Origin of the sequence: Pantoea osteomyelitidis, assembly GCF_044342975.1 — a bacterium.
Lineage (GTDB): Bacteria > Pseudomonadota > Gammaproteobacteria > Enterobacterales > Enterobacteriaceae > Pantoea > Pantoea osteomyelitidis.
This window is the reverse complement of the sequence record NZ_JBGFSN010000004.1, coordinates 848,300-870,058: the sequence shown is the minus strand read 5'-3', so window position 1 is coordinate 870,058 and position 21,759 is coordinate 848,300. Positions and strand designations below refer to the sequence as shown.

General features: G+C 61.0%; 15 protein-coding genes. 1 reads left to right on the top strand and 14 read right to left on the bottom strand.

From position 1 onward, the window contains the following. Positions 1–44: 44 nt before the first annotated feature. From astB to ABU178_RS09140, 11 genes are all read right to left on the bottom strand, one after another. Positions 45–1,373, bottom strand: coding sequence for an N-succinylarginine dihydrolase (astB, locus tag ABU178_RS09190; protein ID WP_397214058.1), 1,329 nt, complete (start codon positions 1,371–1,373; stop codon positions 45–47). Then, positions 1,373–2,839, bottom strand: coding sequence for a succinylglutamate-semialdehyde dehydrogenase (astD, locus tag ABU178_RS09185; RefSeq protein ID WP_397214056.1), 1,467 nt, complete (start codon positions 2,837–2,839; stop codon positions 1,373–1,375). The genes astB and astD overlap by 1 nt, the downstream gene beginning before the upstream one ends. Beyond that, positions 2,836–3,867, bottom strand: coding sequence for an arginine N-succinyltransferase (gene astA / locus ABU178_RS09180; protein ID WP_397214054.1), 1,032 nt, complete (start codon positions 3,865–3,867; stop codon positions 2,836–2,838). The genes astD and astA overlap by 4 nt, the downstream gene beginning before the upstream one ends. Then, positions 3,864–5,084 (bottom strand): aspartate aminotransferase family protein, encoded by a 1,221-nt coding sequence (locus tag ABU178_RS09175; RefSeq protein ID WP_397214052.1) that lies wholly within the window; start codon positions 5,082–5,084, stop codon positions 3,864–3,866. The genes astA and ABU178_RS09175 overlap by 4 nt, the downstream gene beginning before the upstream one ends. Positions 5,085–5,461: 377 nt before the next feature. Further along, a complete protein-coding gene (locus tag ABU178_RS09170; RefSeq protein WP_397214050.1) occupies positions 5,462–6,916 on the bottom strand; it encodes a YchO/YchP family invasin in 1,455 nt (484 codons plus the stop codon). A 234-nt stretch (positions 6,917–7,150) separates the two neighbouring features. Beyond that, positions 7,151–7,948, bottom strand: a complete 798-nt coding sequence (locus ABU178_RS09165; protein ID WP_397214048.1) for an SDR family oxidoreductase — start codon at positions 7,946–7,948, stop codon at positions 7,151–7,153. Between the two features lie 11 nt (positions 7,949–7,959). Next, positions 7,960–9,027: an ABC transporter permease gene (locus ABU178_RS09160; RefSeq protein WP_397214046.1), complete on the bottom strand. Its 1,068-nt coding sequence runs from the start codon at positions 9,025–9,027 to the stop codon at positions 7,960–7,962. Positions 9,028–9,046: 19 nt separating this feature from the next. After that, the gene (locus ABU178_RS09155; RefSeq protein ID WP_397214044.1) at positions 9,047–10,591 is read right to left on the bottom strand and encodes a sugar ABC transporter ATP-binding protein; all 1,545 of its coding nucleotides are present in this window, start codon (positions 10,589–10,591) and stop codon (positions 9,047–9,049) included. 10 nt (positions 10,592–10,601) lie between these two features. Continuing rightward, positions 10,602–11,216 carry a DUF2291 family protein gene (locus ABU178_RS09150; protein ID WP_397214042.1) on the bottom strand — a complete coding sequence of 205 codons (615 nt, stop codon included), beginning with the start codon at positions 11,214–11,216 and terminating at the stop codon, positions 10,602–10,604. A 41-nt stretch (positions 11,217–11,257) separates the two neighbouring features. Continuing rightward, the gene (locus ABU178_RS09145; RefSeq protein ID WP_397214040.1) at positions 11,258–12,193 is read right to left on the bottom strand and encodes a D-ribose ABC transporter substrate-binding protein; all 936 of its coding nucleotides are present in this window, start codon (positions 12,191–12,193) and stop codon (positions 11,258–11,260) included. Positions 12,194–12,241: 48 nt separating this feature from the next. Further along, positions 12,242–13,039, bottom strand: a complete 798-nt coding sequence (locus ABU178_RS09140; RefSeq protein WP_397214038.1) for a GolD/DthD family dehydrogenase — start codon at positions 13,037–13,039, stop codon at positions 12,242–12,244. Positions 13,040–13,418: 379 nt separating this feature from the next. Between ABU178_RS09140 and ABU178_RS09135 the strand changes: the two genes are divergently transcribed. Next, on the top strand, positions 13,419–14,237 hold the full coding sequence (locus ABU178_RS09135) for a DeoR/GlpR family DNA-binding transcription regulator (RefSeq protein WP_397214036.1): 819 nt from the start codon (positions 13,419–13,421) through the stop codon (positions 14,235–14,237). A gap of 3 nt (positions 14,238–14,240) precedes the next feature. Here ABU178_RS09135 and cobA read toward each other — a convergent pair whose 3' ends face one another. From cobA to nirB, 3 genes are read right to left on the bottom strand one after another with little or no spacing between them, the layout of a single operon-like run. Beyond that, entirely contained in the window at positions 14,241–15,056 is an 816-nt protein-coding gene (gene cobA, locus ABU178_RS09130) for a uroporphyrinogen-III C-methyltransferase (RefSeq protein ID WP_397214034.1), read from the bottom strand. Further along, the gene (locus tag ABU178_RS09125) at positions 15,053–17,686 is read right to left on the bottom strand and encodes a nitrate reductase (protein ID WP_397214032.1); all 2,634 of its coding nucleotides are present in this window, start codon (positions 17,684–17,686) and stop codon (positions 15,053–15,055) included. The genes cobA and ABU178_RS09125 overlap by 4 nt, the downstream gene beginning before the upstream one ends. After that, positions 17,683–21,750 (bottom strand): nitrite reductase large subunit NirB, encoded by a 4,068-nt coding sequence (gene nirB / locus ABU178_RS09120; protein ID WP_397214030.1) that lies wholly within the window; start codon positions 21,748–21,750, stop codon positions 17,683–17,685. The genes ABU178_RS09125 and nirB overlap by 4 nt, the downstream gene beginning before the upstream one ends. Between the last annotated feature and the right edge of the window lie 9 nt (positions 21,751–21,759).

Below are 21,759 nucleotides of genomic sequence, written 5' to 3'. Positions count from 1 at the left end.
CGTGAGCCGGACGAAAGCTACGGCAAAGATGGCCGCCGCCTCGCTCAGCGCTGAAATGCATAAACATTGCCTAAGTCTAGCAGCTTCGTCAGCTCGTCCAGCGCCTCACGTCCTTCCCGCAGCAGCTGGGGATCGGCCAGATCGGCCTGCGACAGCCGGTCGCGGTAGTGACGATCGACCCATTGATTGAGCGTGGCGAACAACGGGTCGTTCATCAGTACTGCGGGATTAACCGCCTGCCGCTCAGCTTCTGTCAGCACCACGCGCAGCCGCAAACAGGCAGGGCCGCCGCCGTTACACATACTTTCACGCAGATCGAAGATCTTCAGCTCGCGAATTGGCCCGCCGCTCTCCACCATCTCGCAGAGATAACGCCAGACGCCCGCGTGCTGGCGCGACTCTTCCGGCAGCACCAGCATCATGCTGCCGTCGGGGCGACTCAGCAGTTGGCTGTTAAACAGATAGGTTTTCACCGCGTCGCTCACCGAAACGCGATCTTCCGGCACCTCAATCACCGTAAAGCCCGGCACCCGCTCGCGCAGTTCGGCCAGCAGATCGGCCTGATGTAAAAACGCCAGCTGGTGGCAAAACAATACCTGCTGGTTACTGACGGCGATGACGTCGTTGTGAAACACGCCCTGATCGATAACTGCCGGGTTTTGCTGAGCAAAAACGGTGCGCTCCGGCGCGAGCTGATTTAAACGCGCCACCGCTTCGCTGGCTTCCCGCGTCTGACGCGCCGGGTAGCGCGCCGGTATCAGTCCGCTGTTTAACTCTTCCCGGCCATAAACAAACAGCTGTACGCCCGGCTCGCCATAGCCAGCGCCAAAGCGGTTATGATTAGCCGCGCCCTCATCGCCGAACATCGCCACCTGCGGCAAGGCATCGTGCACCTGAAAGTGCCTATCGCTGCGGAAGATGGCGCGCAGCAGGGCGGCGGTCTGCGGCGCTTCCTGCGCGCGGTGAAATTTATTGTTCAGATTGGCGACGGTGAAATGGACGCGGCCATCGGCGCTGTCCGCAGAAGGCGAGACCGTCGCAGCGTTGGCAACCCACATCGCCGAGGCGGAGCTGGCCGCCGAAAGCAGGTTCGGCGCCCGTTGCGCCGCCTGCGCCAGCACCTGCTCATCACTGCCGCTGAAGCCAAGCTGACGCAGCGCCGACAGGTTTGGCCGCTCGTGCGGCGGGATCACCCCCTGCACAAAGCCCATATCCGCCAGCGCCTTCATTTTCAGCAGCCCCTGCTTCGCCGCCAGGCGCGGATTCGAATGCTGATACTGATTGCGCGTTGAGGCTTCGTTACCAAAGGAGAGTCCGGCGTAGTGGTGCGTCAGTCCCACCAGCCCGTCAAAATTTGCTTCAAAGGCGTTCATCAGACGTCTCCCGTTGCAGAGAAATCGAGGCCCGGCGACAGGCTGCCCGGCAGGGTTAACTCCGGGGATTCCAGCGAGGCCATCGGCCAGGCGCAGTAATCTGCCGCATACCAGGCGCTGGCGCGATGGTTGCCCGACGCGCCGATACCGCCGAAAGGCGCGCTGCTGGCGGCCCCGGTCAGCGGTTTGTTCCAGTTGACGATCCCGGCGCGCGCCTCCAGCAGCAGCTGGTCAAACTGCGCGCGCGACGGGGAGATCAGCCCGCAGGAGAGACCATAGCGGGTCTGATTAGCCAGCCGGATCGCCTGATCGAAATCGTCATAGCGAATCACGCTTAGCAGCGGGCCGAACACCTCTTCGTCCGCCAGGTTTTTCACACCGGTGAGGTCAATAATCCCCGGTGTCAGGATCGCCGACTGCGCATCGGGCCAGCGCATCTCCAGGAGCACCTTGCCACCGAGCGCCACGCGTTTCTGCCATTCGCTGTAGATCTGCTGCGCCGCCTGCAATGAAATCACGCTGCCCATAAAGGGCTGAGGTTCGGCATTCCAGGCGCCGGGTTGCAGCCTGGCGCTCACCGCCGCCAGCCGTTGCAGAAAGGCGTCGCCAGCGGCGCCGCGCTTCACCAGCAGACGGCGCGCGCAGGTGCAGCGCTGACCGGCGGTAATAAAGGCGGACTGAATGGCGATATGCACCGCGCCATCAATATCCGCCGGATCTTCCACGATCAGCGCGTTGTTGCCGCCCATCTCCAGCGCCAGCATTTTTTCCGGCTGCCCGGCAAACTGGCGGTGCAGCTGATAGCCGGTACTGGCGCTGCCGGTAAACAGCAGGCCGTCGATCTGCGCGTCAGCGGCCAGCGCCTGTCCGGTTTCGCGCCCGCCCTGTAGCAAATTGAGCACGCCCGGCGGGATGCCCGCCGCCAGCCAGAGCTGCACGGTTTTCTCCGCCGTCAGCGGCGTCAGCTCGCTCGGCTTAAACACCACGCAGTTCCCCGCCAGCAGCGCAGGCACGATATGTCCGTTCGGCAGATGGCCGGGGAAATTATAGGGACCGAATACGGCCAGCACGCCATGGGGGCGGTGACGCAGCGAGCTTTCCCCCGTCGCCTGTTCGCCGGTGCGCTGGTGGTAAGCCTTGATGGAGATCGCCACCTTGTTGATCATCGCCTGCACTTCGGTTAAGGCTTCCCAGCGCGGCTTGCCGGTTTCCTGAGCAAGGGTTTCGGCCAGCGCGACTTTATTCAGCTCCAGCTGCGCGGCGAATTTCTCCACCAGCGCCTGACGTTCGGCAAAAGAACGACGGCCCCAGCCCGGAAAGGCGGCACGCGCCGCTTCGCAGGCTGCCGCAACCTGTGAGGATGAGGCTGCTTTGCCCTGCCACAGGATTTCGCCCTGTAGCGGATCGGTTTTACTGAACGCCTCTGCGCTGCCGGTCAGCCACTGGCCATTAATCAGATGCGTCATGCTTTTCTTTCCTCGGGATGAAGTGATACTACGCGCAGGCTGTCGCCAGGCTGGCATTTCAGGGCGTCCGCCTGAGCGGCGCTGAGTATGATGCGGTCACTGCGCGTATCGGCAGGCACCAGCGCCGCGCGGAACTGGCGATAGTCGCTGTTCGCCACCAGGCAGAGCGGCAGCGCGACATCGGGGTCGCCCAATTCCGCCTGTTGCAGCGCGCTCTGGCGGATAGCGCGGATCTGATCGATATCGCACTCCAGCGTCGGGCCGCCGTCGAAGATATCGACATAGTTGCGATAGCGAAAACCCTCAGCTTCCAGCACCGCGCGCGCCGGTGCGGTTTTCGGATGCACTTCGCCAATCACCGCCTGCGCTTCCGGCGACAGATAGTGGATATAGAGCGGATGCTTCGGCATCAGCTCGGCAATAAAGGTTTTTTGCCCGGTGCCGCTGAGAAAATCGGCTTCGCTGAACGCCATGGAAAAGAAGCGGCTGCCCACGCTCTCCCAGAACGGCGAGTGCCCCTGCTCATCACTGACGCCGCGCATCTCGGCCACCACGCGATCCATAAAGCGGTCGCGGAAGTTCGCCATAAACAGAAAGCGCGACTTCGACAGCAGATAGCCGTTTTTGCCGTCGCGGTAGTCGGGATCGAGAAACAGCGTGCAAAGCTCGCTGCTGCCGGTGTGGTCGTTGCTCAACGAAAGCGTGGCCAGATTGTTGTAGACTTCCAGCGCCTTTGAGGCGTGAACCTGAGTGCCGACGCGGAAGTTATACCAGGGATCCTGCAGGCCAACCGCCACTTCAACGGCGCAGATGCCAACGGCGCGATTATTCTCGCTTTCCGCCAGCACAAAAACATAGCCCTGCTCGGCACGCGGCAGAATGTCCTGCCAGGTCTGGATGGAGCGCTCGATGCGCGCCTGCAGGGTGGCGGTGTCGACCGGCAACGAGGTCAACCCGCCGCCGGTTTTCTCCGCCAGCCGCAGCAAATGCGGCAAATCGTCGCGCTCGACGGGACGAATAATCATCATGAAGCGGTTCCTCTCACTACGGCTGCGCAGGCGCGCTCAAAGCGCTCCAGCCCCAGCTTCACCTCCTGCTCGCTGATAATCAGCGACGGCGCAAAACGCACCACGCTGGCCCCGGCGATCAGCACCATCACGCCCTGCTCCGCCGCCGCCAGGTTGAACTGTTTCGCCTTACCGGCGAAATCATCGTTCAGCACGCAGCCAATCAGCAGGCCGAGGCCGCGAATCTCTTTGAACAGATGCAGCCGCTGGTTAATGGCGTTCAGCCCCTCGACGAACCAGCGGTGACGCAGCGCCACGCCCTCCATCACTTCAGGACGATTGATCAGCGCCATCACCTTGCCCGCCACCGCACCGGCCAGCGGGTTACCGCCGTAGGTGGTGCCGTGGGTGCCGACGCCCATCACTAACGCCAGATCTTCCCGCGTCAGCATTGCGCCAATCGGGAAGCCGCCGCCGAGCGCCTTGGCGCTGGTCAGCACGTCGGGCGTCACGCCATAATGCATATAGGCGTAGAGCGATCCGGTACGACCCACGCCGCTCTGCACCTCATCAAAAATCAGCAGCGCCTGATGTTTGTCGCAGAGTTCGCGCAGGCCGCGCAGGAAAGCGGGATCGGCGGGCAACACACCGCCTTCACCCTGAATCGGCTCCACAATCACCGCGCAGGTTTCATCGTTGATCAGGCTGGCCGCCGCCCCGAGATCGTTAAAGGGCGCATGGGAAATCGCGGCGGGCAACGGGGCGAAATCTTTGGAATAGGCGGGCTGGCCACCAGCGGAGACGGTAAACAGCGTGCGGCCATGAAAGGCGTTATTAAAGGCGACGATACCGCTTTTCGCCGGGCCAAACCGATCGTGCGCCACCTTGCGCGCCAGCTTCAGCGCGGCTTCGTTCGCTTCCGCCCCGGAGTTACAGAAGAACACGCGATCGGCAAAGGTGGCGTCAATCAGCTGTTTTGCCAGACGCAAAATCGGCTCGTTGGTATAGCCGTTGCCGGTATGCCACAGACGCGCCGCCTGTTCCTGCAACGCCTGCTGCAGTTCAGGATGGGCATGACCCAGCGCATTCACCGCGATGCCGCCCGCGAAGTCGATATAATCTTTGCCATTCTGATCCCAGACGGTCGATGCTTCAGCGCGCACCGGTATAAAGGCGGCCGGCGCGTAGACAGGCATCATCCATTGATCAAAATCGTGACGTGAAACAGGCAGTGACATAGCAACCTCGCATTGCTTTATGGGTGAATTTATTGTTTTAAAATTGTTAACAAAGTAATAATTGCAGCTCTACTGTAGATTGCAGTTAGCGTGCCAGCCAAGGGGAAAAATGCATAAAAGGATCTGTGCCACCAAATATCAATAACTTAAAACCTGTCGCTATTCATATTTAATGCATAAAAAGTGAATAACGCTCAGGCAGCGCCGCCTTCGCCGAAGATAAAACAGCGGAATTATGCATTCACAAAATGAAATATTGCTTTTGTGATCGTTGATGGGATTTCTTGCCAATAAGGCGCAGCGGAAGCACCAGAATGGCGCAACGCGCCTCGTGCTGGTGCAATGTTTTTGATGCGAAACTGCCGTTATGCCCTGTTTCAGAGCGTGGCGGGTGACGGTGCCATCAGGTCGAAGTTATTTCCATCCGGCGTTGGCAATTCTACTGGCGGTTGAAGCTTCAAGGTGATCCAGTTAGAGGTGACGCGTTGTTGCTTGTTATCTTCCAGCGTGACCGACAGATGATATTCATTGCTAGCCCCCGGCGTGCTGTCCCACTGCGGCATAATGATGCTCCAGCCCTGGGGATCGTTATTGTCTGCCGACGGCGTCAGGCTCAACGCCTGGGTATCGCCCTGCCAGCTTACCTGGCTGATGGGATTTGCCGCGCGAATTTGCAGCTTCAGCGGCAGGCTTTCGCCCGCGTTCAGCTGCCATGGCGGCGTGGCGAGAAATACCGACAGATTTTTGCGCTGGCGAAACTCCAGCACCGGCGCAGTGCTGCGCGTCACGCTATCGTAACGGCTGCCGCGCAGCGAGCGGGCGGCAGCCACATTATCAGCGGAGAGCTGTTGGCTCAGCGCCACGCCGAAGCGGTAGTTGAGCTTCAGTCCGAGCTGATCCTGCGTCTCGCCGCCGCTGCCCGCTTTATGCGTTGCGGAAAGCGTCACCAGCGGCACCGGCGTATAAGAGACGCCCAGCGACAGCGCTGAAGGATTGTGATAGCCGCTGCCGCTGTCAAACAGATCGATGTTATCGCCGAGATACTGCTCCCAGCTTACCGACACGCCCAGCTGACGATAAAACGGCAGATAGCCCTGCGTGGTGAGGTCGTAACCGCGCGCCATGCGCTGCTGCGTCTGGTCGCCTGCGCTATCCCAGCCCGACAGCGGGGTGTAATAGTTGGCGGAGAAGCGCAGAAAATCGCCCCAGGCCTCGGTGCCCAGCGAGGCGCGCTGCGAACCGTCATCCAGCAGGCGATCCACAAAGGCGTTATAGCCAAGCAGCCAGTGTCCTGCGACCCAGCGCTGGCCTAAGCCCGCCGTGCCCAGCAGACCGCTATCCGACTGATGCAATCCCAGCTGGCTGAAGGTGAGATAGCGGTAATTGTCCGACCAGGGCGTCAGCAGCTCGCCGCCGCTGCCGTTGAAGTTGCCGTTGATATCGACACTGAGATCCAGCTGCGCCGTGCCATAGGGCGAGAGCAGCGACTGCCCTTCGTTCTCCACACGTTGCGCCACTTCGTCACGAAAATGCTTGAACGCCCAGATCCCCGCCTGCTGACCAAAAGAGGTATCGCTGTCGTTATTCTGGCTCGCCTCGCCGATGCTTTTAGCGATGGTCGCCAGCTGTTTGCTCAGGGATTCGCTCTGCTCCTGATAGCCCAACGCAGGCAAATTGGCGGTCATCTGCAGAAAACGGGCGGGATCGTCAAACGGGGCGTCAGGCACCGCGCCTTCAGGCGAAAACGCCCGGGCGGCAGGAAGGATCAGCCACAGCGCCGCGGTGGCGAGTGGCAAGCGTCGCAAAGCATGGCGTGTCAGTGTTGATGGCATAGGCAGCGTCAGTTAACTCTTTTATGACCAAAAAAGGACGTCTCACAAAATAGTCAACGCTAACCTTAACATACTTCTGCCGCTTAGCAGGAACCGCCTCAGGTTCTCAGCGGCACGTCCTGCTCTGGCCTTCTCTTAATAACCCGTTGAAATAACGGAGTTAACTGCATTTTTCGCATAAAAAAGACGCCCGCAGGCGTCTCAAAACCAGGAAGAGTCGCACGGGTGAGCGGGTCAGGAAAATATCAGTCCGCCGTCCACGTTGATGGTCTGTCCGGTGATATAGCGGGCATCCTCCGAGGCGAGAAACGCCACCAGCCCGGCGACATCGGCAGGCTGACCGGCGCGCTTCAGCGGGATTCCCTCCACCCACTCCGCCATCAGCTCCCCTTTGCCATAGGTTTTGCTCTCTGTGCTGAGAATCTCCCCCCAGACGCGATCGTTATAATCCCACATCTCGCTCTCGATAATGCCGGGGCAGAAGGCGTTAACGGTAATGTGCCAGGGCGCCAGCTCCAGCGCCAGGCTCTGGGTAATGCCGATCACCCCCATTTTGCTGGCGGCATAGTGTGGCGTATAGATAAAGCCCTGCCGCCCCTGCCCGGACGAGGTGTTGATCAAACTGCCCGCGTTCTGTTTCACCATATACTTTGCCGCCTCACGGCAGCAAAGCCAGACGCCGGTGGTATTTACCGCGAGTATTTTCTCGAAATCCTGCTTCGGCATGCTGTCAAAACGATCGATGGTGATTACCCCGGCGTTCTGGATAGAGACGTCAATGCGTCCGAAACGCTCTGCCGCCTGCTGGTAAAGCTGCTGAACCTGCGCCTCATCGGTCACGTCCACCTGTAACGGCAGGATGTCGCTGCCGTACTGCTGCTGTAATGTCTCCGCCGTCTGGAACACCCGGTCGGCGTTGGAAACCATCACCAGGCTGGCGCCGTCACGGGCGAAGCGCTCTGCAATGCCTGCGCCGATACCCCGGCAGGCGCCGGTAATTACCACCGTTTTTCCACTAAAATCGCGCGTCATCTTTCCTCCGGTTAGCCATGTCTGATTTCAGAAAGCGGCGTCGACTGCTGCTTTTTATCATGACGACGCAGCAGCACCACTTTGCTTTGTAAACGTTGCTGGAACTGGTCGATCACCACGGCGGTGACGATCACCAACCCTTTGATCACCATTTGCCAGAAGTCGCTGACGCCCATCATCACCATGCCGTCGGCAAGGAACACAATAACGAATGCGCCGATAATCGAGCCGGAGACGCGCCCACGACCGCCCGCCAGCGCGGTGCCGCCGAGCACCGTGGCGCCGATGGCGTCCATTTCAAACATATTGCCGGTCATGGGATGGGCGGTCTGCAACTGCGAGGCGACCACCAGCCCCACCAGCCCCGCACACAGCCCGGAGAAGGCGTAGACAAAGATTTTTACCTTGATAATCGGCACCCCGGCGAGACGCGCGGCGGACTCGTTGCCGCCGGTGGCGTAGATATAGCGCCCCAGCGGGGTTTTACGCGTCAGGTAGAGGCCGAGCAGCAGGAAGGCCAGCATCAGCCAGATAGGCAGATAAACGCCAAGCAACGTGCCGGAACCCAGCAGCGCAAAACCGGTATTGCCCAGCGCCGGCATACCGACAAGGTTGGCGTAGGTGCTGCCGTCGTTAAACAGCAGCGCTGCGCCGCGTGCCACGTACATCATGCCGAGGGTACAGATAAAGGGTGCCACGCCGAGCCGGGTGATCACCACGCCGTTGAGAAAACCGATGATGATGCCGAATAACGCCACCAGCAGGATAACTTCCGGCACGTTAAAGAAAATGGTATTGCCGCCCCACAGCGGTAGCCCGTTGGTCAGCAACGCCCCCGCCACCATGCCGCAGATACCCGCCACCGCCCCCACCGACAAATCGATGCCGCCGGTGAGGATCACCAGCGTCATGCCGATTGCCAGCAGGCCGGTAATCGCCACATGCTGGGTCATGATCAGCAGGTTAGAGGTGGTAAGAAAATTCGGCACCATCACACTGAAAAACCCCACCACAATCAGCAGGGCGATAAAGGTGCGCGCCTTGAGCAGATACATATAGAACAAATATTTCTGGTTCATTTTTTCTCTCCGGCCATCCTCAATCGTGAGGCGTCGAGGCGACAATCAGTTTTTCCCGCGTGGCGTCGCTGCGTGTCAGGTCTGCGGTGATGCGTCCGTCTGCCATCACCAGAATGCGATCCGCCAGCGCCATCACCTCATCCAGCTCAGACGAGGAGAACATCACCGCCAGCCCCTGCTGCGCCAGACTGCCGATCAGGTGGTAGACGTCGGTTTTTGCCCCGACATCGATGCCGCGCGTCGGCTCATCCAGCAGCACCACCTGCGGTCCGGTCATCAGCGCCTTGCCCAGCACCACTTTCTGCTGGTTGCCGCCGCTCAGCGAGGTGATCGGCAGATCGCTGTCGCTGACCTTGATCGCCAGGTGGTTAATCATTTCATCTACCCGCTGTTGCTCCTTCTTGGGACGCAGCAGGCGCAGGGCGCGGCGGAACCCGCGCAGGCTGAGATCGGTCAGGGTCATGTTGGCGGTGATCGACATCAGCTGCACCACCCCTTCCGCCTGGCGATCCTCCGGCACCAGAGAGATGCCCCGCTTCAGTCGCTGCTGGAAATTGCGCTTGTCGAGGCGCTCGCCGTTCAGCGTGACGCTGCCCTGCTGGCAAGACATCAGGCCGATTAACCCCTTAAAAAGCTCGGTGCGTCCGGCCCCCAGCAGCCCGTAGATGCCGATCACTTCGCCTTTGCGCAGCGCAAAGCTCACATCGTTCAGCCGGTAGCCGCCGTTCTGATGCAGCGCCGTCAGCCCTTCCACCTGCAACACCACCTCGCCCTGAGCAGCCGGGCTGTAATCGAAATGCTTTTTCTTGTCGCCGACCATCTGTTCGATGATCCAGGGCACGCTGGCGTCGCGCACCTCGCGCTCGCTGATAAAGCGGCCATCGCGAAAGATGGTGATGTGGTCGCCAATCTCCATCAGCTCTTCCAGCCGGTGCGAGATATAGATAATGGTCACGCCGCGCCGCTTCAGCTGGGCGATGACGTTAAACAGCACCCTGACCTCCGACTGGCTGAGGGCGCTGGTGGGCTCATCCATAATCAGCACGCGCGTATCTTTTGACAGCGCGCGCGCAATCTCCACCAGCTGCTGATGGCCGATGCCCAACTCCCCCAGCGGCGCAAGGGGATCCACATGCAGCTCCAGCCGTTCCAGCAGCGATTTCGCCAGCTGGTACTGGTACTTTTCGTTGATCACCCCGCGCTGGAAAAACTCATTGGCGATAAAGATGTTGTCCATTACGTTCATATTGGGAAACAGGTTCAGCTCCTGAAAAATAATGCTGATGCCCTGCTTCTCCGCCTGATGGGTCGAGCCCAGCGTCACCGGCTCGCCATCCAGCAGGATCTCGCCTGAAGAGGGCGTTTCCACCCCGGCCAGCATCTTCATCATGGTGGATTTGCCGGCGCCGTTTTCGCCAATCAGAACGTTGACCTTGTTGCGGTAAACGCGGTAGTTCACATCATCCAGGGCGGTCACTCCCGGATAGACGCGCGACAGGTTGCGCGTTTCGATAATCACTTCCGGGAGCGCATCCGGCGCGACCATTTGTTGTTGCTCAGCCATGCTTCGCTCCTCAGGGTTGGCGGCTAATCTGCGCCGGGGTGATATCGGGCGCGCGCTGCGGAATGTCCCAGCTGCTGAAGACCCCGGCAATATCCACCTTGTCGCCCACTTTCGGCGCAAAGGTCTTCATCATCTCGGAAGCCTGCTGGTTAATGGCGCGGCCATAGTCGCCAAACAGCACCTGATCGTTGAAGTCCTGATAGCTGGCCCCTTTATAGGCGTCGCGCAGCGCGGTGCCGCGAATAATCGGGCCGGTTTGCACCGTGACCGCTTCGCCGCTCGCCTCTTTTACCGTCATCTTGCCGCTGCGCGATTTGCTGTTAACCGCCGTGACTTCGCCGGTGACGCGCACCGGGAAAACACAGGGATTTTCGCTCTGGCTGCGGTAGCCGTAGCGCTTGCAGGCGTCATCAAAATCTTTTGCCGACTGCAGATCCTTCATGATCTCTGCCAACGGCTTCGCCTCCTGCGCCACCTGTGGCACCAGCTTCTGCTGCCAGGTCTGCGCAATGTTGGACATGTTGGGATTGGGGGGATTTTTCAGCGCCGCCAGCTCCTGCTGCGACACAATACGGCAGCCGCTGAGGATCAATACCGTCAGCGCCAGCCCGAGTCGTCTCGACATCACCTTCTCCTCTGCGCCCGCCGGGCGGGCGCGACTGCGGTTTACGACTTGTAGTTAAAGTCCTGCACGTTCTTTGCATTCTCCGGCGTGATCAGGATGCCGCGGAACATGGTGCGCTGTTTCTCCGGCTTGACGTTTTTCTGGATATAGTTATCGAGATCGGTCACGCCCTGCGCGGCGATCGCCTGCGCCTGCAACATCACGGTGGCCTTGAGCGAACCCGCTGTTACCGCGTCGCGCTCGTCGTTGCTGCCGTCGATGCCTACCACGATTACGTCATTGCGGTTGGCTGCCTTCAGCGCGGCAATCGCCCCCAGCGCCACCGGGCCGTTGCCGCAGATTACCCCTTTCACATCCGGATGCGCCTGTAGGATGCTGTCCATGATGCGTTTGCCGTCGATCAGGGTGCCTTTGGCATCCTGGCGCGCCACGCTTTGCATGTCGGTGTACTGGTCCAGCACCTGATGGAAGGATTTGGAGCGGGTAACGCAGTTGTTGTCCGCGAGGTTACAGGTCAGCTCAGCATATTTACCCGCTTCGCCCATCTTCTCGACAAAGACGTTCGCCACGTCGGAGCCAGCCTGGAAGTTGTTATGAGTAATCTGCTCCAGCGCCACGTCGTCCACCGGGATTTCACGGTTGATCAACACCACCGGAATACCGGCGTCTTTGGCCTTTTTAATCGCCGCGACGCTGGCGGTAGAGTCGGCGTTATCCAGAATGATGCCCTGTACTTTTTTGCCGATGGCGGCATCAATCAGCTCGCTCTGCTTTTTTACATCCTCGCCGTGCGACAGCACGCTGGTTTTGTAACCCAGCGCCTGCGCTTTCAGATTCGCGCCTTTGGCTTCAGAGGCGTAATAAGGGTTATCCAGCGAGTTCACCATAATCATAATGGTGCCTTTTTCCGCCGCGAGGCTGGCCTGCGAAAAGAGCGTGGCGGCGGCAATACTTAACATCAGGAAGCGGATTTTCATGGTGATGTTCTCTCAATTATCGTTATGGCAGGGTGACGGTTTTTTTGCTTACCAGATGGTGAAGCCCCCATCGATCATTAAATCGGCGCCAGTGATCATGTCGCTGCCGTTGCTGGCGAAAAACAGCACCGCCGCGGCAATTTCATCGGTGTAGGCGAAGCGTCCCAGCGGGATCAGGGTTTTCATCTGTTCTCCTTTCTCGCCGCGCCAGGCTTTTTCGCCCATCGGCGTCAGCACCACGGTGGGCGACAGGGTGTTGACGTTAATACGGTGCGGCGCGAACTCTTTCGCCATCACTTTGGTCATGCCGAGCAGGCCCGCTTTGGCGGAGGTGTAGGCGACGTGATTGTCGATAGCGATAGAGGCGGCCTGCGAGGCGATATTGATGATTTTGCCGCCGTTGCCCGCCTGCACCATGCGTTTTCCCGCCGCCTGGGCGCAGAGAAAAGGACCGGTGAGGTTAACCGCGATTTGTTTCTGCCACTCGGCAAAGTCGGTTTCCAGCACCGGTTGCAGCATCACGTATCCGGCGCAGTTCACCAGAATATCGATATGGCCATAATGCTGTTCCACCTCGCTGAACGCCTGCTCTACTGACGCGGGATCGGTGACGTCGCAGCAGACAAACTGCACGCGGGCGGCGTCAAACTGGTCACGCACGCTTTCCACTTTCTCCGCCTCAAACGGCGGATAGAGCAACGCCAGGCTTGCGCCTTTCTCCAGCAGCATCTCATTACTGGCCATTGCGATGCCGCCGAGTCCGCCAGTGACAACGGCGACTTTGCCGCTCAGGTCAAGACTGGTGTCCACGCCGTAGCGCAGGTTTACGTCATAGTCGTTACTCATCCACCCTTTCTCCTCATCAAATCCGTTAGCGACACGCAAACAGAGCAACGCGGTGCGCTTTATCTTGCATTGGTTTTCGAACAAAAATATATGCTATCGAATCGCAAGCGTATGTGGGTGAGATCAAATTTCGTACAAAAAAGAAATTTTTTCGCTATGTACCTGAAAAAACGTGAATCATCTGACGAAGCGGATGAGTTAAGAGAAGGAATCGGAAGGTCAACCCTAATGCTTTCAAACAGCTACAGCACAATCATTTTCGTTTGAAAATTAAAGTTTGCGCGCGCCATCTCGCAATCCCCTGATCGGCGGGGTAAACTCAGCCACAGACCCTCTTTCGCCAGTAACGAACCACGATTGAAAATAGGGAGCATTTCGATTGAAAAGCAAAACCGAACAGCTGGCTGATATGCAGCTACGCCGGGAGAAGATTCTGGAGATGATCCGTGAGGATGGCACGGTGACGGTAAAGGCGCTGACCGAAGCCTTCGGCCTGACGGAAGCGACCATTCGCACCGATCTGCGTATCCTGCAAAAACAGGGGTTTGTCCAGCGCTATCATGGCGGCGCAACGCTGATGACCGGCAAACAGAATACCGGCGCGCTGCTGCTGGAGCGCCAGACGCATCTTGATGAGAAGGACGCGATAGGCCGACTGGCGGCGCAATATATCGAAAATGGCGACACGGTGATTTTCGATTCCGGCACTACTACCACGGCGATCACCGATTCGCTGGATCATATCCGGCGGCTGTCGGTGATCACCACGGCGGTGAATATCGCCCTGAAGCTCGGCGGCGAACCCGGCATCAACATTCTGCTGACTGGTGGCACCTTTAAGTTTCCCACCCTCTCGACGTCGGGCGAAAAGGCCGCCAGCTTTTTTGAGAACGTGCTGGCGGAAAAGCTGTTTCTCGCCACCGCCTGTATTTCGCCGCGCCTGGGCCTGAGCTATCCGAGCGAAACCGATATCAAAGTGAAAATGGCGATGATCAAATCGGCGAACACGGTCTATGTGGTGGCCGACTCCAGCAAAATTGACAAGGTATCGATGTTTGCCCTGCCCTGCGACTGGAGCCATATCCACTATCTGATTACCGACAGCGGCATCAGCAACGCGCAGATCGCCGCTTTCGAAGCGCTTGGCGTGCAGGTGCTGGTAGCCCCGCTGGCAGTGGCGCAGCGCAGAGCGATCTGATGGTCAGCCTGCGGAGGCCAACGCCGCTGCGCTAAGACTCTCTGGCCGATACAGCCGCACCACCTCGCCCACCATCAGCAGCGCGGGCGACTGCGGCTGCTCGCGCGCTACCGTGTTTGCCAGTTCACTCAGCGTGGTGGTAATAACCCGCTGCGTGACGCGCGTGCCGTTCTCAACGATGGCGACCGGCGTATCGCCAGCGCGTCCGTGCGCCCGCAGCTGGTCAGCAATCGCCACGCAGCCGCTCAGTCCCATATAGAACACCAGGGTTTGCTGCGTCGCGCCCAGCGAGGCATCCGATAAATCCGGCTCGCCGGTTTTACTGTGGCCGGTAATAAAACGCACCGACTGCGCGCAATCACGATGAGTCAGGGGAATGCCGGTGGCCGCCGCACAGCCCACCGCCGCGGTGATGCCCGGCACTACCTGACAAGGAATGCCCGCCTGTTGCAGCCACTGCATCTCTTCGCCGCCACGGCCAAAAATAAAGGGATCGCCGCCCTTGAGACGCACCACCTGACGCCCGCTGCGCGCCAGATCCACCAGTAACTGGTTGATCTGCGCCTGCTTCATGCCGTGGCAGCCGGGCCGTTTGCCGACGTCGATCGCCAGCGTCTGCGGCGGCACTTCCGCCATCACCTCCGCGCTGACCAGCCGATCGTAGACCACCACATCGGCGCTGCGCAGCAGACGCAGCGCTTTCAGCGTCAACAGCTCTACGTCGCCCGGCCCGGCACCCACCAGTGAGACGCTGCCCGCCGCGCAATCGCCGCGCATCGGGGCAAGTAATTTATCCAGGGATTCGATCGCTATCGTCATGATTCTTCTCCGGCCATCTCGACCTGCTGAGTAACAATGATCTGCCTGAGTTCGGGCAGACAGGAACCACAGTTGGTGCCGCACTTCAGCGCCGCTCCCAGCGCGGCGGGGGTACGGCAGCCTTCAGCCACCGCCTGTAAAATCGCCTGCTCGCCCACGCCGTAGCAGCTACAAACGATGCGGCCCTGTGGAACGCCCTGCGCGGGCTGCCCCGCCAGTAGCGCGTGTCTCTCTTCCGCGCTCTGCGGCGGCGTGCTGAACGCCTGCGCCACCCAGGCCCGATCGATAACCGGCAGGGTCGGCGCGGCATAAAACGCCAGCTGCAACGCGCCGTCGCGCCAGGCGAGCAGCCGGTAGCCCGCGGCACCCGCGTCGGCGTACTGCAACTGCATCCCCGCCAGCGCAAACTGCGCTTCCAGCCAGGCCTGCGGCGAACCCTTTCCCGCCAGCGTATAGCGCTGCACGCCCGCCTGCGGCGCGCGCGCCCAGTAGCTCACCTGCTGCGGCGTTATGCGTGCAGGCTGCCAGAGCCAGCCCTGCCAGGCGGGATGCAGCGCCTGTAGCCGTACCGCGGTCTGCTTCAGCTCCGGCTGACCGGAGATCGGACAGCAGCGCGCCGCCACCAGCGCATCGACATGGCCCTGCGCGCTGAACTGGCGATTCCAGTGCATCGGCACAAACAGCGAGCCGGTCGGCTGACCGCTATCCAGGGTCACGCGCCCTACCAGCCAGCCGTGCGCCGACTGCACGCGCGCCAGATCGCCGCTGCGCAGGCCGTAACGCTGCGCCTCCTGCGGGTGCAGCGCGATAAAAGGTTCGTCAATGTGCTGCATCAGGCGCGGCACTGAACCGGTGCGCGTCATGGTGTGCCACTGATCGCGGATACGGCCAGTGTTCATCAGCAGCGGATAGTGGCGGCTCAGCGCCACCTGCGGCAGTCGGGGATCGAGCGGCAACAGGCGCGCCTTGCCGTCGGGATAGAAAAAATGCCGATCGGCAAACAGTCGCGCCGTGCCCTGCGGCGCACTGGCGTTCACCGGCCACTGCACCGGCTGTAAATCTTCCCACTGCGTATCGCTCAGGCTGGCGAGCGCGCTGATATCAAAGGCACGCTGCCCGTTGTTTTCAAAGCCGGAGAGCGCGGCGTGTTCGCGAAAGATCGCCGCCGGATGGCGCCAGGCGAAAGCGTCGCCGTAGCCCAGCCTCTGCGCCACCTGCGCCAACATCCACCAGTCGGGACGTGCCTCCCCGGCGGGCGCGACAAAGGCGCGCTGGCGGGAGATGCGCCGCTCGGAGTTGGTCACCGTGCCGTTTTTCTCGCCCCAGCCCTGCGCCGGCAGCAGAATATCGGCAAAGGCAGCGGTGTCGCTCTGTTCTGTGACTTCCGAGACGATCACCAGCTCACAGTTCGCCAGCGCCTGCGCGACCCGGTTGCCCTGCGGCATAGAGACCGCCGGGTTGGTGCCCATGATCCAGACCGCTTTCACCTCGCCACGCGCGATCGCCTCAAACAGCGCGACAGCGGTCAGACCCGGCTGACGCGCCACACGATCGCTGCCCCAGAAGCGTTGCAGGCGATCGCATTCCGCCTCGCTGAAGCCCATGTGCGCCGCCAGCTGGTTCGCCAGGCCGCCTACTTCACGTCCGCCCATAGCGTTTGGCTGGCCGGTCAGAGAGAACGGCCCGCAGCCGGGAGCGCCGATTTTCCCGCTCAGCAGATGGGCGTTGATAATGGCATTGTTGCTGTCAGTGCCGCTGGCGGACTGGTTAATGCCCATGCACCACAGCGTCAGCACGCGCGGCTGATTGAGAAACCATTGCCAGAATGTTGTAACGTTATCCGGCTCAAGCTGGCACCAGGCGGCAACCGCTTCCTTATCCCACGGGCGGCTGGCGCTGAGCGTTTCCTCCAGCCCCTCCATGTACGGCCGCATGGTTTCATCAATACCCTGATGGTGGGCAAGAAAATTAACCAGGCCGGTAAAGAGCGCGCTGTCGCTGCCGGGACGCAGCGCCAGATGGAGATCGGCAATGTCGCAGGTCGCAGTACGGCGCGGATCGATCACCACGATCTTCATCTCCGGCCGCCGCTGTTTCGCCTGCTCCAGCCGACGATAAGCTACCGGGTGCGCCCAGGCGGCATTGGAACCCACCAGCACCACCAGATCGGCGTGATCAAAGTCTTCATAGCAGCACGGCACCGCATCTGCGCCAAAGGCGCGCTTATAGCCCGCCACCGCCGAGGCCATGCAGAGCCGGGAGTTGGTATCGATGTTGGCCGCGCCGATAAAGCCTTTCATCAGCTTGTTGGCGACGTAGTAATCTTCAGTCAACAGCTGTCCCGAGGCGTAAAACGCCACCGCCTGCGGGCCATGCTGGTCGATAATCCGCTTCAGCCCTTCCGCCGCCGCGTCCAGCGCCGCATCCCAGCTGACGCGCTGCCCCCCGACCTGCGGCCAGCGCAGCCGCCCTGTATGTTGTAACGTTTCCCCCAGCGCCGCGCCTTTTACGCAGAGCCGCCCGAAGTTAGCCGGATGATCGCCATCGCCCTCTACCCGCGCAGATTGATCGCCCTGCGGCGTGACGCTGACGCCACACCCCACGCCGCAGTACGGGCAGGTGGTTTTCACGAGGCCACCGCCATCTCATCAATGCACTGCTGCGCTACCCAAATCGCGCCCTGCTCCAGCTTCACCGGCCAGCAGCGTAATTGCAGCGCCGGGTTATCCAGGCTCTGGCCGTCGCGCAGACGGAAACGTTGTTTGTAAAGCGGCGAGATCACCACTGGCTCGCCCTGCACGTCGCCGAGAATCCCGCGCGACAACACGCTTGCCGTGGTGCCTGGTTCAATATCTTCCAGCGCGTAGAGATCGTTGCCAAAGCGGAACAGCGCAATACGCTGGTTGCCAAGCCGCGCGCCAATCCCGGCGTTCAGCGGAATGGCGTCGAGGTCGCAGATCAGGCTCCACGGCTCGGCGGGCAGCGCCATTACCGGAATCCGCGCAGACTGAGCCGGAACCCGCTGGCCGCGCACCGCTTCGTAGTGCAGCGTCTCATCGGGCTGCGTACTGTTAATCGTCGGCGTAAAGAGCTGCAGGCGCGCCGGGTCCTGCAGCGTGGTTTTCCACTCGCACTGGTAGCTCGCCACTACCTGCTGCATCTCCTGCTCCAGCTGCGCGGCGATGCCGAGGCTGTCGTCGATCACCACCTGACGCAGATAGTCGAGTCCGCCTTCCATGTTGTCCAGCCAGACGCTGGTGCGCTGCAAACGATTCGCAGTGCGCACGTAGAACATCAGAATACGATCGACGTAGCGGATCAACGTTTCATCGTCGAGATCGCTGGCGAAGAGATCCGCATGGCGCGGCTTCATGCCGCCGTTGCCGCAGACATAGAGATTCCAGCCTTTGTCGGTGGCGATGACGCCGATATCTTTGCTCTGTGCTTCGGCGCATTCACGCGTACAGCCGGACACCGCCATTTTGATTTTGTGCGGCGCACGCAGTCCCTTGTAGCGATTCTCCAGATCGATGGCGAAGCCGGTAGAGTCCTGTACGCCGTAGCGACACCAGGTAGAGCCGACGCAGGATTTCACCGTGCGCAGCGATTTACCATAGGCGTGACCGGTTTCAAATCCGGCTTCCACCAGCATCTGCCAGATGGCCGGCAGCTGGTTGAGACGCGCGCCGAAAAGATCGATACGCTGGCCGCCGGTGATTTTGGTGTAGAGATTGAAGCGCGCCGCCACTTCGCCAATGGCGATCAGCCCCTGCGGCGTGATCTCGCCCGCCGCCACGCGCGGCACCACGGAATAGGTGCCATCTTTCTGGATGTTGGCGAAGTAACGATCGTTGGTATCCTGCAGCGGCAGATGCGGCGGCTTCAGCAGGTAGTCGTTCCAGCAGGAGGCGAGCAGCGAGGCCGCCAGCGGCTTGCAGACTTCACAGCCGTGGCCGCGCCCGTGCTGCGCCAGCAGCGCATCGAAGGTTTTAATCTCACCAACGCGGATCAGGTGGTATAGCTCCTGGCGGGAAAAGGCGAAGTGTTCGCAGATATCCTTTTTTACCTCCACGCCAAGGCTCTCCAGTTGATACTCCATCACCTGTTTCACCAGCGCCGCGCAGCCGCCGCAGCCGGTGGCGGCTTTGGTGCAGCTTTTTAATGACGCCATGTCGCCGCAGCCGCTGCTCACCGCCGTGCAGATATCGCCTTTGGAGACGTTGTGACAGGAGCAGATTTGCGCCGCGTCCGGCAGCGCCGCCACGCCCAGCGCTTTAGACGGTGCGCCTGCCAGCGACGGCAGGATCAGGCTTTCCGGCTCCGCAGGCAGCGCCATTTTGTTCAGCATCATCTGCAACAGCGTGGCGTAGTCGGCGCTGTCGCCCACCAGCACCCCGCCCAGCAGCGTTTTGCCATCTTTTGATACCACCAGCTTTTTGTAGATCTCTTTCGGTCCGTGGGTCCAGTGATAGCTCTGGCTGCCCGCCGTGCGGCCATGGGCATCGCCAAAAGAGGCGACCTCTACGCCCAGCAGCTTGAGTTTGGTGCTCATGTCGGCGCCGCTGAACGCGGATGTTTCACCAGCCAGATCGCCCGCCGCCGTGCGCGCCATCTGGTAGCCCGGCGCCACCAGGCCGAAAATCTGGTTGTTCCACAGCGCGCATTCGCCGATGGCGTAAATCGCTTCATCGCTGGTCTGGCAGCGATCGTTAATGCTGATGCCGCCGCGCTCGCCCAGCGTCAGGCCCGCGTCGCGCGCCAACTGGTCGCGCGGGCGAATGCCGGCGGAAAACAGCACCAGATCGCTCTCCAGCGTCTCGCCGTCGGCAAAACTGAGCTGCACGCTGCCATCTTCGTGGGTGATGATATTTTGCGTCTGCTTGCTGGTATGAACCCTGACGCCCAGCGCTTCGATTTTGCGCCGCAGCATCTGCGCGCCGCCTTCGTCCAGCTGCACCGCCATCAGGCGCGGGGCAAACTCAACCACATGCGTTTCCAGTCCCAGCTGTTTCAATGCGTTCGCCGCTTCCAGCCCCAGCAGACCGCCGCCAATCACCACGCCGCGCGTCGCCTGACGCGCGCAGGCGGAGATAGCGTCGAGATCCGCCAGCGTGCGGTAGACAAAACAGCGCGGCGACTGATGCCCCGGAATCGGCGGCACAAAGGGGAAGGAGCCGGTCGCCAGCACCAGTTTGTCCCAGGCCAGCTCGTTGCCTGCGGCGTCACGCAGCGTGCGGCGCTGGCGATCGATCGCCACCACTTCGCAATCGCTGCGCAGTTCAATGCCGTAGCGCTCGAAAAAATTGTCGCTTACCAGGGACAGCTCAGCGTGCGTTTTGCCTGCGAAGTATTCGGAGAGGTGCACACGATCGTAAGCCACCTGCGGCTCCTCGCCGTACACCACAATGTGATAGCGCAGATGCAGCTCGCGTTCCGCCAGTTGCTCAAGAAAGTGGTGTCCGACCATGCCGTGACCCACAACTGCCAAAACAGGTTTATTCATTACATCGCTTCCTGCAGCCTGCGGCTGCGTCGGGTTTTCATCCTGGCCGAAAAGGGCATTGCTGCTGACCGTTTCGGCATCCTGAAGTTTGGCCAGCAGCGGCGCGGCCTGGCGGCTGTCGCCCCAGAGCAGCACGCCGCACAGGCGGCCTTGATTGATAAACAAACGGCGGTAGTGACCGCTGACGGGATCAAAGCTGCGCAGCGAGGCGCGTTCCTGAATGTCTCCGGCGCTGAACAGCTCGATGCCGGTAACCTTCAGACGCGTGCCCTGCTCCTGATAGTGAAAATCGGCCAGCGGGCTGTCCGCCAGCTGCGCCGCCAGCACCTCAGCCTGCGCCAGGCAGGGCGCAACCAGGCCGAAGGTTTCTCCGCCGATCTCACAACATTCTCCCAACGCATAAACTCCAGCGTGCGGCGTGCGCAGTTGACGATCGACCTGAATACCGCGTGCGCATGGCAGGCCAGCCGCCTGCGCCAGCGCTGTTTCCGGCGTCACGCCGATGGCGATAATCACCTGCTGCGCCGCCAGCTCGCGGCCACTGGTTAAGGTGACAGTGTCACGATGAATCGCCGCCAGCGACACGTTGGTTTCACAGCGAATGCCACGCCCGGCCAATATCTCCGCCAGCAGCGCGCCAGCAGTGGCGTCAAGCTGGCGATCCAGCAGCCACGGGTTACGGTGCAGCAACGTGACGTCGCGCCCGCGCTGGCGCAGCGCTGCGGCGGCTTCTACCCCCAGCAGCCCGCCGCCGAGCACCACCACCGGTCCGCTGGCCGCCTGCATCCGCTCCACATCCTGCAAGGTACGAAAACCGAGCACCTGCGGCTGCGTGATGCCGGGAATCAAGGGCATCACAGGCTGCGAACCGGTGGCGAACACCAGCCGGTCCCAGCGCAGGCTGCGCTGCGCGGTCGTAACGCGTTTGCGAGAGAGATCGACCTGCAACACCGGCTCTCCTGTCAGCAGCCGCACCTGATGGCGCGCATACCATGCCAACGAATGAATGACGGTGTCGGCAAAAGGCTTTTCCCCGCTCAGCACCGGCGACAACATGATGCGGTTGTAATTGACCTGCGGCTCGCGGCCGATCACCGTGATCGCATAGCGTCCGGGCGCGCGTTGCAGCAGGCTTTCCACCATGCGCATGCCCGCCATGCCATTGCCAATCACCAGCAGTTGCTCCGCCATCGCCCGCTC

Coding starts and splice junctions, on each gene's coding strand:
- astA (WP_397214054.1), bottom strand. CDS start 3,867: ATGATGATTATTCGTCCCGTCGAGCGCGACGATTTGCCGCATTTGCTG.
- ABU178_RS09155 (WP_397214044.1), bottom strand. CDS start 10,591: ATGGCTGAGCAACAACAAATGGTCGCGCCGGATGCGCTCCCGGAAGTG.
- ABU178_RS09170 (WP_397214050.1), bottom strand. CDS start 6,916: ATGCCATCAACACTGACACGCCATGCTTTGCGACGCTTGCCACTCGCC.
- ABU178_RS09150 (WP_397214042.1), bottom strand. CDS start 11,216: ATGTCGAGACGACTCGGGCTGGCGCTGACGGTATTGATCCTCAGCGGC.
- astD (WP_397214056.1), bottom strand. CDS start 2,839: ATGACGCATCTGATTAATGGCCAGTGGCTGACCGGCAGCGCAGAGGCG.
- ABU178_RS09165 (WP_397214048.1), bottom strand. CDS start 7,948: ATGACGCGCGATTTTAGTGGAAAAACGGTGGTAATTACCGGCGCCTGC.
- ABU178_RS09145 (WP_397214040.1), bottom strand. CDS start 12,193: ATGAAAATCCGCTTCCTGATGTTAAGTATTGCCGCCGCCACGCTCTTT.
- cobA (WP_397214034.1), bottom strand. CDS start 15,056: ATGACGATAGCGATCGAATCCCTGGATAAATTACTTGCCCCGATGCGC.
- astB (WP_397214058.1), bottom strand. CDS start 1,373: ATGAACGCCTTTGAAGCAAATTTTGACGGGCTGGTGGGACTGACGCAC.
- ABU178_RS09175 (WP_397214052.1), bottom strand. CDS start 5,084: ATGTCACTGCCTGTTTCACGTCACGATTTTGATCAATGGATGATGCCT.
- ABU178_RS09160 (WP_397214046.1), bottom strand. CDS start 9,027: ATGAACCAGAAATATTTGTTCTATATGTATCTGCTCAAGGCGCGCACC.
- nirB (WP_397214030.1), bottom strand. CDS start 21,750: ATGGCGGAGCAACTGCTGGTGATTGGCAATGGCATGGCGGGCATGCGC.
- ABU178_RS09140 (WP_397214038.1), bottom strand. CDS start 13,039: ATGAGTAACGACTATGACGTAAACCTGCGCTACGGCGTGGACACCAGT.